The sequence below is a fragment of the Olsenella intestinalis genome (assembly GCF_023276655.1).
GTDB lineage: Bacteria > Actinomycetota > Coriobacteriia > Coriobacteriales > Atopobiaceae > Olsenella_J > Olsenella_J intestinalis.
The window spans coordinates 148122-162350 of sequence record NZ_JALGRK010000002.1; the positions used below are offsets into that span (position 1 = coordinate 148122).

A 14229-nucleotide genomic window follows, 5' to 3' on the forward strand; every position below is an offset into this window, starting at 1 on the left:
AGGCGGTCAACGTGCTGAATCCCGGCCACGGCAACAGGTCCTCGCGTCCCCTCGGCGCCGCCGCGCGAAGGGCGCTCGCGACCCTGCTTGCGCTCACCCTTGCCCTGCAGGGAGTCCCCGTCCCCTCCCAGGCGCAGCCTTCCGCATCTCCCGAGGCCGAGAGGGCCGTGGCCGCCGAGGCCGCCGGCGACGCCGCGGCCCCGACGGGCCCCTCCGCGGGCGCCGATGCGGCCGCCGCTCCGGCGGGCGCGGATGCCCCCGGCGACGCGCAGTCCCCGTCCGACCCCCAGGCGTCGGACGCGCCTGGCTCGGGCGCCGGCGCCGCCGCGACCGAGGCCGCCGCCCTCACCGCCGAGACGGCCGCCGCCGAGACGGCCGACGGGGCCCCGCCCGCCCAGGCGGGCGCCGCTGGGGGCACTGCCGCCGACGCCGAGCCAGCCAGCCCGGCGCTGTCGGTCGTCTCCGTGACCGACCTCTGCGTCACGGTCGACGTGCGCGCCCCCGAGGGCGCCTTCCCGGAGGGGACGGTCGCACTCGTGCGTGACGTCCGCCGCGATGACGTCGCCGACAGGGTCGCCCCCGTCGTGGAGGGGGACCCCTGCGACGTCCGCGCCGTCGACATCTCCTTCGTCTGCGGGGGCCGCGAGGTCGAGCCCGCCGACGGCCGCAGGGTCGAGGTCTCCGTGCGCCCGTCGCTTCCCGTCGCCGGCTCGTCCTTCTCCGTCGTGCACCTTCCCGACTCGGGCGAGCCCGAGGTCGTCCCCGCGGCGGCCGACGCGCGCGGCGCCCGCTTCAGCGCGGACTCCTTCTCCGTCTACGCGATCGTCGGCAGCACCGACCCCAACACCTACGACCGCGTCCGCCTGACCTTCAGGAACGGCGGCATCGTCGCCCGCCAGATCGTGCGCGAGGGCGACTCGATCGACTTCCCGGTCCCCGCCGCCAAGCGCACGGGGGAGCTCATCTACCACTGGCTGGCCGGCCCCGAGTCGGCCCGCGTCGACCTCGAGGACGCCTATCCCGGCCCGCTCTCCGCCGCAGACGTCGAGGCTCTCAAGGTGCTCGGCGTGGAGTCTGTCGACGGCGACGAGCAGGAACTCTGGGACGTCGAGGCCAACGCCTCCTGGTCGCGCGGCCGCCGCGTCACCTTCTTCGAGTACCCCTATGGCACCGCGGGCAACGTGTCCTGCGACTCCATCGCCGCGGCCGAGACCGCTGAGCCCGGCGTGTACTCGGCAACCTTCTCCGACGTCAACTACATCAGGGTCGACGAGGACGCCAAGCTCTACGGCTGGCTTCGCTTCGACGCCGAGGGTCATCAGACAAACGCGTACTCGACGTCCGACACGATCACCCTCACCGAGGACGTCTCCCTCTACCCCGACGTCCGCTCCGGCGTGTGGGTCCGCCTCTCGACCGGCGACGACGCGACGCCCTGCGACAACGTCTTCGCCCCGGCGGGGGAGGGCGGCGCGAAGACCCTCTCCTTCGCCGACCTGCCCGCGCCCGGCTCCGAGGCCGCGCCCACCCGCAGGGGCTACGCCTTCGCCGGCTGGTACACCGACCCCTCGTGCGCCGACGACACGCGGGTCACCGCCGACTACACGTTCGCCGAGAACAGCAAGACCCTCTACGCCAAGTGGGTCCCCGGCGACACGACCTTCTCGGTCGTGGTGTGGGTGGAGGACGGCTCCGGCGGCCCGCAGCACCTCGACGCCGACCAGTCCGACCTCTCCAAGTACACGGCCTACGGATGCTGGGAGTTCACGGGCACGACGGGCCAGTCCGCCACGGTCGCGAAGGCGGACGGGAACGAGTACGCGATCAAGGTCCTCGCGGGCGACGCAACGGTGGGCGGCCCCATCGAGCCCGTCGAGGCCTCCGACCCAACCCATCACCGCTACTACCTGCGAGCCAACCAGCCCGAGACCTCGGCCACCCTCGCCGCGGACGGATCTACGACGCTCAACGTCTACTTCAACCGCTGGTGGTGGACGTGTCAGTACTGGAGCAATGATCAGCGGACGCTCCTCCTTGAGGTGCCCATGAAGTGGGGTCAGGACTACTCGAAGACCCTCGTGGACAACAACCTCGTCAACTATCCCTCGCCACGGGACTCCTACGGCTTTCGTCAGGACAACGGCGAGTTCGTGTGGAACCATGGCGGAGGCGCCCTTCCCAAGTACAAGGAGTACCCGTACGTAGGGGACAAGAGGGGGCTGGGGGTCGTCGTCTACTATCGCCAAAACGATGGGATGGCCTTCTCGCAGGACCTCACCGACATGGTCGAGGTGTTCCGCGAGGCGAAGTACGGCGAGACGCCGACGCACCGCACCACCCTCCAGGACGGGACCCCAATCGATTTGGTCTACGAGCCCGAGCGCACGGTTGGCGTCAAGAACGTCGAGCTGCCGTTCGACGCCTACGAGGGGCACCACGTCTTCAAGTACGAGTCTGCAACCGCCAGGGACCATGGGCCCAACCAGATCACCTGGATCTCCGACGACAACACGGGCATGAGGCGCTTCTACACCTCGTGGCACTCGCGCTTCGACGGGACCATGGGCTGGACCATCTCAGAGTACAACAAGCTCAAGTCCTACACCATAGGCTTCCACAACCTCGGAAGCGGCGAGTGGTCCACCGTCGACGACTCGACCCAGAAGTTCGGCTGGCCGGTCCTCGCCTCCACGCCCGACTTCTCCGCCGCCACCAGGACGGGCGACTACGGCGAGACGCTCACGTTCCTCGGCTGGTTCCGCGGCCAGGCCGACGCCGAGGACGCCGAGGAGCACCTCGACAGGAGGTACACCGACGCCGACATGATGCCCTCGCACAACCTGAGCCTCTACGCGGGCTGGAAGCGCCCCCAGTTCACCTGCACGTTCGTCACGGGGGAGGGCGCCACGCCGGTCGCGCCCGTCGAGGGGCTCCACGCGGGCGACCACGTGGCCGCGCCCGCGACGTCGCGCGAGAACAGCATCCTCCAGGGCTGGTACCAGGACGAGGCCATGACCGTCCCCTGGGACTTCACCTCGAACCGCGTGACCAACTCCGACGTCACGCTCTACGCCAAGTGGGTCCCCTCCGACCCCGTGACGCTCCGCTACCACAGGGCGGACGGCACCCACATCGAGGGGCTCGACGAGGAGCTCTACTCCGGCGCCAACGTCCTGCTCGCGACCGCGGAGGACGCGGGCGTGCTCGGGGAGGAGGGGAGCGAGTTCCTGGGCTGGTCGACCGTGCGTGACGACTCGTCCCACCTCGTCCCGAGCGCCTACGTGGTGGACGCCGACACCGACCTCTACGCCGTCTCGCAGGACGTGCCGCTGCCGGGAGGGCCCACCGTCCGCCTCATGTCTAACTACCCCGCGAAGTCCGACGGGGCCGGCTCCGACGTCGCCCTCTTCGAGGTCCCCACCGACATCGTGAACGACCAGGTGGGCGTCACCGCCGACCGCGTGCCCGACCCGTCCCAGGCTCCCGTCGCGAGCGGCGTGACCTACGTCTTCGGCGGATGGAACACCGCGGCGGACGCGAGCGGCACCACCTACCGCGCCGGCGACTACATGGGCGTCGCCGGCGACACCGACCTCTTCGCGGTCTGGCTTGAGCGGTACCCGGAGGACGGACTCGACCACCTGGCCTACGTGAAGAACGCGGGTGCGGACGACGACAAGGTCTCGGGCGGGATCGACTTCACGACGGGGGAGACGTACTCGAGCGTGGCCGTCGCCGCCGGGTTCGACCGCGTCGGCTACGAGTTCCTCGGCTGGAACACCAAGGCCGACGGGACGGGCGCGCCCTACGCCCCCGGCGCGACCTACCGGCTCACGCCGGAGGACGACGTGCTCTACGCGCAGTGGCGGATCAAGAGCTTCGACGTCACCTACTCCTACGAGGGCGACGTCCCGCCCGAGCCGCCGGCGCTCCCCGCGGCCAGGAGCGTGACCTACGGCGAGGGCGTGGCCGTCGAGTCGGCCCCGAGCCAGACGGGCTACACCTTCTCCGGCTGGAGGACCTCCGACGCCGACGTCGCCGGCGGCCTCTTCGCCATGCCGGGCAACCCCGTCAGCTTCGTGGGCACCTGGACCATCAACACCCACGAGGTCACCTACGCCTACGAGGGCGCGGTCCCGCACGACGCGCCCGCGCCGCCGGCCGCGGCGACGCACGCGTTCGGGTCTGCGGTCACGGTCGCCGCCGCGCCCGCGCTCGACGGCTACGTCTTCGGCGGGTGGCGGCGCGGCTCCGTCGGCGCCACGAACTTCTCGATGCCCGACGAGGACGTCCGCATCACGGGATCTTGGACCCCCAGGCGCTACGCCATCACCTTCGACTCCGCGGGCGGCTCGCCGGTCGACCCCATCGAGGCCGACTACCGCTCCCCGGTCGCCGCCCCCGTCGCCCCCTCGCGGCAGGGCTACGACTTCGCGGGCTGGTTCGACGGCGAGGGCCGCGAGTTCTCCTTCCCGACCACCATGCCCCTCGGCGGCGCCTCCCTCACCGCGCGCTGGACGCCGAGGAGCGACACGCCCTACGTCGTCTCGCTCTACTACCAGGCGGACGGCGTCTACACCGCGCCCGAGGCGACCGAGTCGCGCGTCGGCACGACCGAGTCGACCGTGGGCGTGACCGACGCGGACAAGGTGCCCGCGCGCGAGGGCTACGCCCTCGACGAGACCCGCGGCTCCGCCTGGGCGGGAACGGTCGCGGCCGACGGCACGCTGCGCCTCGCGGTCTACTTCAAGCAGCAGTTCCGCGTCTCGTTCGTCCCCGGCCTGCACGGCACCTTTGCCGAGCAGTCGACCGACGCCCTCGACTGGGGCGCCATCACCCCGGCCGCCCCCGCCTCGCCCGCGGCCGACGACGAAGGCTATTCCTTCAACGGCTGGAGGAGCTCCAACGACGGCCGCACGTACGACGCCGGCGCGCTCCCCGCCACCGTCACGGGCGACGTGACCTACGAGGCGATGTGGACGCCCAACGACTACACCCTCGAGTACCTCTTCGTCGGCGACGTCCCCGCCGCGGCCACGGCACCCGCCTTCCAGTTCGTCACCTACAGGACCGACGCCACGGTCGCTCCCGCCCCCGCAGCCGTCGCCGGCTACACCTTCGGCGGCTGGGCCATCGACGGCGAGCCCGTCGAGCCCGGCTCGACCTTCACCATGCCCAGCGATCCCGTCACCGTCACGGGTACCTGGTCGATCAACTCCTACACGATCTCGTTCGACGCCGCGGGCGGCACTCCCGTCGATTCAATCTCCCAGAACTACGCCACGGCGATCACGCGGCCGGACAACCCCGCACGCGAGGGTCACGAGTTCGTGTGCTGGGAGGACGCCGAGACGGGCCTGCCCGCGGACGTCCCGACCAACATGCCCGCGCGCGACGTGCGGCTCAGGGCCCGCTGGAGGGTCCTCAGCTACCAGGTGAGCTACGCCTACGACGGCGCGGCGCCCGCGACGGCGCCCGCCGCACCCGCAGGCACCCTCAAGGAGTTCGCTTCGACCGTCGCCGTCGCGAGCGCGCCGACCGCCGTCGGCTACGACTTCGGCGGCTGGTCCACCACGGACGCGACCGTCACCGCCGGGTCCTTCACCATGCCCGCCCGCGGCGTCTCCTTCAGCGGCTCCTGGACAATCCGTCGCCACGACGTCGCCTACGCCTACGAGGGAGACGTCCCCGAGGACGCCCAGGACCTGCCCGCGCCCGCAACCTACGACTACGACGCGCCCGTCGCGCTCGCGGCGGAGCCCGCCGCCGTCCCCGGCTACACCTTCTCCGGCTGGAGGGTCGAGGGCGATCCGGCATCCGACTTCTCGATGCCCGACGCCGACGTCAGGGTCGTGGGCACGTGGACCATCGACGACGACTCGCTCACCCTCGATCCCAACTCCACCTTCGCGACCGGCGACACGGCTGCGGTCGAGGGCAAGACCTTCTCGGGCGTCAGGGTTCCGGATACCGGATTTGCCTGGGAGCACCACGAGTTCGTCGGCTGGAACACCGAGCCCGACGGCACGGGCGACGCCTACCTGCCCGGATCCATCTTCACGCTGACGCCCGACGCCGACGTGCTCTACGCCCAGTGGGATCCCAACGCCGAGCTCCGCTACGACGGCAACGGCGCCACGGGCGAGCCGCCCGCGCCCCAGTTCGGCCACTCGGGCGACTCCGTCGTCGTCTCCGACTGCCGCATGGACTACCCCGACCATCGCTTCCTCGGCTGGAACACCGCCGCGGACGGAAGCGGCGGCTCCTTCGCGCCCGGCGACGAGTTCGTGCTCGCGGCCGCCGGCGACACGCTCTTCGCCCAGTGGGCGCCCGTCCCGGTGCCCGGCTCCCTCGCGCAGGAGGTCCGCCCCGACAACTTCGGCGGCGCCCTCGTCGCCGAGGACGACGCGTACCTCGCCGAGGCCGTCCCCCTCACCGAGGAGGAGGCCGCGGCCGTCGCGTCGGGCGCCGACGCCCGCTTCTGGGTCGAGGTCGCAGACGTCACGGGCTCGGTCTCTGCCGCCGACCGCGCCGCGCTCCACGACGCGATCGGCGACGCCTTCGAGCCAGGGCTCTTCCTCGACGTCACGACGTGGGTGTCCGTCGGTGACCTTCCCGCGCGGCGCCTGACGCGCCTCGCCCGTCCCGTCACGGTCACGCTCGGCCTCCCGTCCGCCCTCGCCGACGGCCGCGAGCTCGCCGTGGCCCGCTCCCACGGGGGCCGGGCCGAGCGCATCGACGGCGCCCTCTCGGGTGCGACGCTCGCCTTCGGCTCCGACCGCTTCTCGCTCTTCGAGGTCGCCTACGCGACTGCCGTCGACGGGCAGCGTGCGACCTCGCCCGATGCCTCGTCCTCCGTGCGCCTGCCTTGGCTTCCGCGTACGGGCGACGCCTCGCCGGTGGCCGCGTGCGCGCTGATCGGCCTCCTCGGCGCCTCCGCGCTCGCCCTCGGGCGTCGTCGCAGGCGTTCGAGGTAGGTGAGCTCAAGACTCGGCGCCGCGTCCGACTGCATCGCCTGGCTCATCGCACGCTTGGCGCTTTGGACTCGGGGGGCCCGTCCGCTTGCGGCCGGGCCCCTGATGCCTGATGTCTCTCAGGCCGAGAAGAGCCTGCGAGCGTTGCCCATGACGGCATCGGCAAGCGCGTCTCTGTCGAGGCCGCGGATGTCGGCGAGCCTTGAGAGGGTGCGCTCGAGCGAGGCGCAGATCTTCTCGGCGGAGAAGGTCGCATGTTGCTCGGGTGGCAGGTCGGTCTCGGTGAGCAGGCGCTCGAGCGGGATCTGGCGCGCGTACTCGCGGCCGCGGCGCGTCTCGAGCATCATCTCGTTGACGGAGAAGCGGCAGCCGGCGCGGACGGCGCGGGCGAGCTCGTCGGAGGTGCCGCTGAACCAGTGGAAGACGGGGCGGCATGCCTCGAGGCAGCCGGTGTCCTCGAGGATGTCGAGGCAGGCCGTGGCCGCGCGGACCGAGTGGATCGAGAGGGGAGTGGGGCGGCCGCTTGCGCGTGAGGCCTCTGCCGCGGCCATGCAGATCGTGCGAAACGCCCGCTCCTGGAGGGCGCGCGAGCCGTCGGGCACATGGTTGGGGGAGAGGTCGATGCCGACCTCGCCGGCAGGCATGCCGTGCGCCACGGCGCGTGCGGTGGCGGCGACGTCTGCGGCGCCCATGCGGCCGTCGGCCACCCACCAGGGGTGGGCGCCCGCGCCGACGAGCACGTTGTCGTGGTCGCACGCGACGGCCTCGAGCGCGGAGGTGCCGTGTACGTCGACCGTGGTGGCGAAGATGGCGAGGCCAAGCCGGCGGGCGTCGGTGGCGACCTCGGCGGCATTCGCCATGAAGTCGAGGTGGCAGTGCGCGTCGAAGAGGCGGCAGCTCTCGGGCGGGAAGCGCGTGGGCAGGGGGCCGGGCGTGGGCTCGGTCCCAGGGGCGGTGCCTGCGAGGGGTGTGCTCTTCTCGGCGGTCATCGGCGGGGGGGCCTGGTCGTCGAGGGGGTTTTCGAGGCCCGCGAGCTCGCAGATCACGCGGCCGGCGATCATCTGGCCCATGATGGGCGGGATGTAGCTCATGGTGCCGAGGATCTGGCTGCTGTCGGGGCGGTTGCCGGGGGTCGCGGCGCGCGCGGCCTCGGGGCGCAGGGGCACCTCGGAGGAGTAGAGCACGCGCAGGCCCTTGATGTTGCGGCGGCGGCACTCCTTGCGCATGACGCGGCAGAGCGGGTCGCACGTGGTCTTCTCGATGGTCGAGAAGCGCAGGCGCTCGGGGTTGAGCTTGTTGGCGCCGCCCATGCTGCTGATGAGGGGCAGGCCCTCGGCCTGGCACCACTCGGCGATGCGCAGCTTCTGCGAGACGGTGTCGATCGCGTCGACCACGAAGTCAGGGCGGGGGAGCGCGCCGAGCGTCTGGGCGAGGCCGTCCTTGGGGACGAACGCGTGGAGGGTCTCGACCTCGCAGTCGGGGTTGATGTCGCGGACCATGCGCGCCATGACGTCGACCTTGACCTGGCCGACCGTGGAGTTGAAGGCCAGGGCCTGGCGGTTGATGTTGGAGGGCGCCACGACGTCGCGGTCGACGAGCACGAGCGAGCCGACGCCGCCGCGGGCGAGGGCTTCGGCGCAGTTGGAGCCCACGCCGCCGATGCCGATCACCATGACGCGGGATGCCGCCAGGCGCGCGAGGGCCTCGTCGCCCATGACGACGCGCAGGCGGTCGCGGGCGGTCTCGGGGCGCTCGGTGGCGGTTGCGGCGCCGAGCGCGGTGGCGGGGTCGGGCGTGGGCGTGGGGCCGGCGGCGGGTGCGGGCCCAGGGTTGGTTTCGGCCGAGGCCAGGCTCTTCTCGGCGGCGTCTTGCATGCGTCCTCCGTGTGTCGTTCCGGTTCGCTTCGGTTCGCTTCGGTTCGTTTCGTTTCGAATGCGTGAATGATCTCTGCTAGATGATAGCGCGGCGGACGGGGGCGTTTGGCGTGCTATCCTTATGAACTGGTCTGCGATCGCAGGCCCAACATAAGTCGCCGGGCAGAGGCGCGCGCCCATGACACGAGTGCCAACACCGTCTGCCGGGCCTGTCAGAAGGTGGTTTCACCGTGGAAGAAATGCCAAAGACCTACGACCCCCAGTCGGCCGAGCCCGAGCTCATCGAGAAGTGGATCAGCGCCGGCTGCTACCAGCGCAGCAAGGGCGTGGGCGACTGCACCGTCACCATCCCGCCGCCCAACGTCACGGGCATCCTGCACATGGGCCACGCGATGGACGACACGATCCAGGACACGTTCGTGCGCTACAGCCGCATGCGCGGCCGCTCGACCCGCTGGATCCTGGGCACCGACCACGCCGGCATCGCGACGCAGACCAAGGTCGACAAGAAGCTCAAGGGCGAGGGCATCTCGCGCCTCGAGATCGGCCGCGAGAAGTTCCTCGACGCCTGCTGGGACTGGACCCGCGAGTACGGCGGCACGATCGTCTCGCAGATCAAGCGCATGGGCTGCTCGATCGACTTCGACGACGAGAAGTTCACGATGAGCCCCGAGTTCTCGCGCGCCGTCCGCAAGGTCTTCGTCGACTGGTACCACGACGGCCTGATCTACCGCGGCAAGCGCATCGTCAACTGGTGCCCGAGCTGCCGCACGGCCATCTCCGACGACGAGGCCGAGTACCACGCCGAGAAGGGCCACCTCTGGTACCTGCGCTACCCGCTCTCCGAGCCCGTCGACGGCGTCGAGTACGTGACCGTCGCCACCACGCGCCCCGAGACGATGCTCGGCGACACCGGCGTCGCCGTCTCGCCCTCCGACCCCGACAAGCAGAAGCTCGTCGGCAAGACCGTCGTCCTGCCGATCGTGGGCCGCGAGATCCCCATCTTCTCCGACTGGCACGTCGACGCCGAGTTCGGCACCGGCTTCGTGAAGGTCACGCCCGCGCACGACCCGAACGACTACGCCATGGGCCAGACCCACGACCTCGAGCAGATCAACATCTTCGACGAGACCGCGCACGTGGTCGAGGGCTACGGCGAGTTCTCCGGCATGAGCCGCGACGAGTGCCGCGAGGCCGTCGTCGCCAAGTTCGAGGAGCTTGGCCTTCTCGACCACATCGAGGAGCTCGACCACTCCGTCATGCACTGCTACCGCTGCGACACCGCCCTCGAGCCCTGGCTCTCCGAGCAGTGGTTCGTCGCCGTCGACAAGCTGAAGGAGCGTGCGACCGAGGTCGTCAAGAGCGGCGAGGTCAAGTTCCACCCCGAGCGCTGGACCCAGGCCTACCTGACCTGGATGGAGAACCTCAAGGACTGGTGCATCAGCCGCCAGCTCTGGTGGGGTCACCGCATCCCCGTCTTCTACTGCGAGGACTGCGGCTGGGAGGACGCCCTCATGGAGGACGCCGACGTCTGCCCCAAGTGCGGCGGCCACCACATCCACCAGGACGAGGACGTGCTTGACACGTGGTTCTCTTCTCAGCTGTGGACCTTCGCCACGCAGGGCTGGCCCGACGACACCTCCGAGCTCGCCGAGCACCATCCCACCAAGGTCCTCGTGACCGCCCGCGACATCATCGCGCTCTGGGTCGCGCGCATGGTCATGAGCTCGCTCTACTTCACCGACGAGGTGCCGTTCCACGACGTCTACATCTACGCGACGATCCTCGCGAAGGACGGCAGCCGCATGTCCAAGTCGAAGGGCAACGGCGTCGACCCCATGGACCTCATCGGCAAGTACGGCGCGGACGCCATGCGCTACAACCTGCTGACGCTCATCACCAACAACCAGGACGTCAAGTTCGACGCGAACCTCGACAAGAAGACCCGCAAGCTCATTGACAGCCCGCGCACCGAGCAGGCCCGCTCCTTCGTCACCAAGATCTGGAACGCGAGCCGCTTCGTCCAGATGAACCTCGACGGCTACGAGCCCGGCCCCGCCAAGGCGGAGACCCCCGAGGACGCCTGGATGCTCTCGCGCCTCGCCAAGGTCGTCGCGGAGTCGACCGAGCAGCTCGAGTCCTACAACTTCGGCGACTACGCCCGCAACATCCAGTCCTTCTTCTGGGGCGAGGTGTGCGACTGGTACATCGAGCTCTGCAAGGGCCGCCTGCTCGACGGCTCTCCCGAGGAGCGCCTGCAGGTCCAGCGCAACCTCGTGTTCGTGCTCGATACCTCGATGAGGCTCCTGCACCCGGCGATGCCGTTCGTGACCGAGAGCGTCTGGGACGCGCTTCCCGCCTCCGGCCTCGACGCCCACGACAGCGAGTTCCTCATGGTCGCCAACTGGCCCGACCCCGCCGACTTCGCGAGCTTCGTGAACGACAAGGCCGAGCACGACTTCGACCTCGCCAAGCGCGTCGTCTCCGCCGTGCGTTCCACCCGCGCCCGCTATCGCCTCTCGCCCAAGGCCGAGCTCGACGTGGCCGTCCGCACCACGGGCGACGACGCTTCGGTCCTCGAGGCGCAGCGCTCCTTCATCTGCTCGGTCGGTCGCATCGACCAGCTCGCGCTCGGCGCCGCCCAGGACAAGCCCGCAGGCTCCGTCTCCGTCGCTGACGGCAAGCTCGAGATCTTCGTCGCCCTCGGTGGCCTCGTCGACCTCGAGGCCGAGGGCAAGCGCCTCGAGAAGGAGCTCGCCAAGGCCGAGAAGGAGCTCTCCGGCGTCACGCGCACCCTCTCCAACGAGGGCTTCGTCGCGAAGGCGGCCCCTGCCGTCATCGAGAAGAAGCGCGACCAGAAGGCCGAGCTCGAGCAGACCATCGCCCAGCTCAAGGAGCAGATCGCCGACCTCAGCTAAGCGTCTCTGACCTCAGCTAATCGCCTCTGACCGGCCCGCGCGCCCAGTTGCACGCGGGCCGGTTGCTATTTGCGACAGCGTTCCAATTGCGCTTTGGGGCCACCTGGACTCGCGGAATGCGAGTCCTCTTTCTGTCTACCTCGTGTCACTTGTGCGCAGGCGCCTGCGACAATATACTCCAAGCAATCTGTGTACTGCGACTCCATCCTGCGAGGAAGGGTGTCATGCAAAAGCTGATCAAGAGGTCCATCGCGGCCGCCCTCTCGGCCGTGCTCGCACTCGGGACCGGCCTTCCGGCCATCGCCGCCGCCAAGGGCTACGAGGTCTCGGTCGAGAACCACGCCGCCGGCCCCAATCGAACCGTGAGCCAGCTCAAGCTCGACAAGATCGACAGACCCGCGCCCGACACCGCTCTCGACGACACCGCCGAGGTCGCCTGTGCCGAGGGCGAGCACTGGGAGGTGCCCGTCCTGTGGGTCCGCGACGACCTCGCCCTGTCCACGCAGGCCGAGCGCGACCGCACCTACCTGCCCGTCGTCGCCTTCTATGTGCCCGAGGGCCTGAGCATCTCGGGCGGCAGCTTCACAATCGAGCTCTCCGACTCGATCCGCGAACTCTTCGGCACCGCCGACGTCGTCTCCGTCTTCAACCCCGAGACGGGCGTCACCTACATCCTGCCCGAGTCCCTGCGCGACCTCTTCGCGCCTTCGCGCAAGTCCGCCGCGGCCGCTCCCGCCGCCGCGGCGCCTGCGCCTGTCGCCGCCTCCCAGCAGGCGACGGACGACGCCTACGATGGCGCCGACTACGACTCCGACGACGGGGTGGAATCCCATCGCACCCTCGTCGACATCCACTGCTCGCAGACCGCGCGTGAAGCGTTCTCCGACGACGACCTCCAGTGGCTGCTCGACTACGTGCTCAACACGATCCAGCCGCAGGCAGTCAACTACCTTCTCGACAACTTCCCCAGCTTCCGCGCCGGCGCCGAGCAGGGCCTCATCGGCAGCCGCATCGGCCTCTACATCTACTTCATAAAGGGTGACGACGATGGCGTGCTCTCGCACAAGCAGACCTCGCCCGAGACCCTCGCCTACGTGCGAGACGACGTCGACGCTTCCGGAGAAGAGCCCACCTACCGCTATATGATGGGCCTCAACCTCAAGGACCTCGCGCTCACAGACGACAACGGCGAACCCGTGACGGACCCCACGACCGGCAACTTCGTGCTCGTACGCAACGGCGCCGCGCTGGAGACCTTCGAGAACACCATGGTCCACGAGCTACTGCACGCCATCATGTTCGACTACAACCGCGTCGGCATGGCCGGCGGCACCGACCTCAGCTGGCTCGTGGTCGACGAGAACTTCCAGTTCGTCAAGCCAGGCGCGGGGGAGAGGTATCAGGCCGCCCGCTTCCCCATGTGGTTCATCGAGGGGTCCGCCTCCGCCGTCGAGAACGTCTTCCAGTTCCGCTACGGCATGTTTAGCGCCCTTCGCAACAACTCCGAAAAGGGCGTCTACGAGCTCAAGAACCTCCTCGCCAACTACGTCCACGGCGTCGACTCTGGCGGCAATCTCGCCTACTTCGACATAAGGTACTCCGAGGACCTGAAGGACGACAAGGGCAACCCCATCCCCTCGGTTAACGCGAAGTACGTCACTGGCTACCTCGCGACCGTCTACCTGTCCGACCTCATGGCCCGCAAGCAGACGGGGCACTCCGCCATCAGGTACAACGGCGACTCCATCGCCGGCGTCTCCATGGCCGACCTGCGTGGCGGTCTCGACAAGATCCTCGCCGAGCTCCACGCCGGCAAGACCCTCGACCAGGTGATCGCCGAGATCTCGCCCGCCGCCGGCGCGCCTCTCTACGCCAACACGGCCGATTTCGAGAGCAAGTTCGTCAAGGGCACCATCAAGTCCTCCGAAGACGGCGACTACTACGTCGGTGACGACGACTCGGGCCACTTCGTCGTGGACTACCTCAACTACTTCGACTACGTCTCCTCCGACCCCGCCCGCAAGTACAGGGCCAACGGCTCGATCCTCGTCGACGCCGACAATGACATCGTCTCGCCCCTCAACGGCACGGGCGTCTACCGCTCCGAGTACATGCAGGTGGTCGACTCCAACGACTACGTCCCCTCCACGGTCCCCAACGACCAGGCCATGGCCACGGGCGGCAAGACGGTCACCGGCAAGCCGACCGTCTCCACGGGCTCCGACGCCGCGACTGCGACCAACGCCTCGTCCGACGATTCCGCCGCCGAGAAGAGCACGGCTCCCGCCGACGCCCCCTCCCAGCAGCAGCCCGCCGCGGCTCCGCAGGCGAGTGCGCCCGTCGACGCCTCCGGCTCCGACGAGGCCCTGGCGCCTGCCGCCTAGCCTCCGTCGCAATCAACGCTCTCGTGGGCGCGGGACGGCCATCGGTCGCCCCGCGCCCTCCTCTTGCATGAGGCGCCCA

Annotated in this window: 4 protein-coding genes; 3 read left to right on the forward strand and 1 reads right to left on the reverse strand. The window is 69.8% G+C overall.

Annotated features, from left to right (window positions below; genetic code table 11):
• Window positions 1–11 precede the first annotated feature (11 nt).
• On the forward strand, window positions 12–6977 hold the full coding sequence (locus M5D76_RS05645) for an InlB B-repeat-containing protein (protein WP_248922419.1): 6966 nt from the start codon (window positions 12–14) through the stop codon (window positions 6975–6977).
• Between the two features lie 116 nt (window positions 6978–7093).
• On the opposite strand, the gene M5D76_RS09275 is transcribed toward M5D76_RS05645, so the two are convergent.
• Window positions 7094–8848, reverse strand: coding sequence for a TatD family hydrolase (locus M5D76_RS09275; RefSeq protein ID WP_346348399.1), 1755 nt, complete (start codon window positions 8846–8848; stop codon window positions 7094–7096).
• 230 nt (window positions 8849–9078) lie between these two features.
• Between M5D76_RS09275 and M5D76_RS05660 the strand changes: the two genes are divergently transcribed.
• On the forward strand, window positions 9079–11766 hold the full coding sequence (locus M5D76_RS05660) for a valine--tRNA ligase (RefSeq protein ID WP_248922420.1): 2688 nt from the start codon (window positions 9079–9081) through the stop codon (window positions 11764–11766).
• A 224-nt stretch (window positions 11767–11990) separates the two neighbouring features.
• Window positions 11991–14150, forward strand: a complete 2160-nt coding sequence (locus tag M5D76_RS05665; protein ID WP_248922421.1) for a hypothetical protein — start codon at window positions 11991–11993, stop codon at window positions 14148–14150.
• Window positions 14151–14229 lie beyond the last annotated feature (79 nt).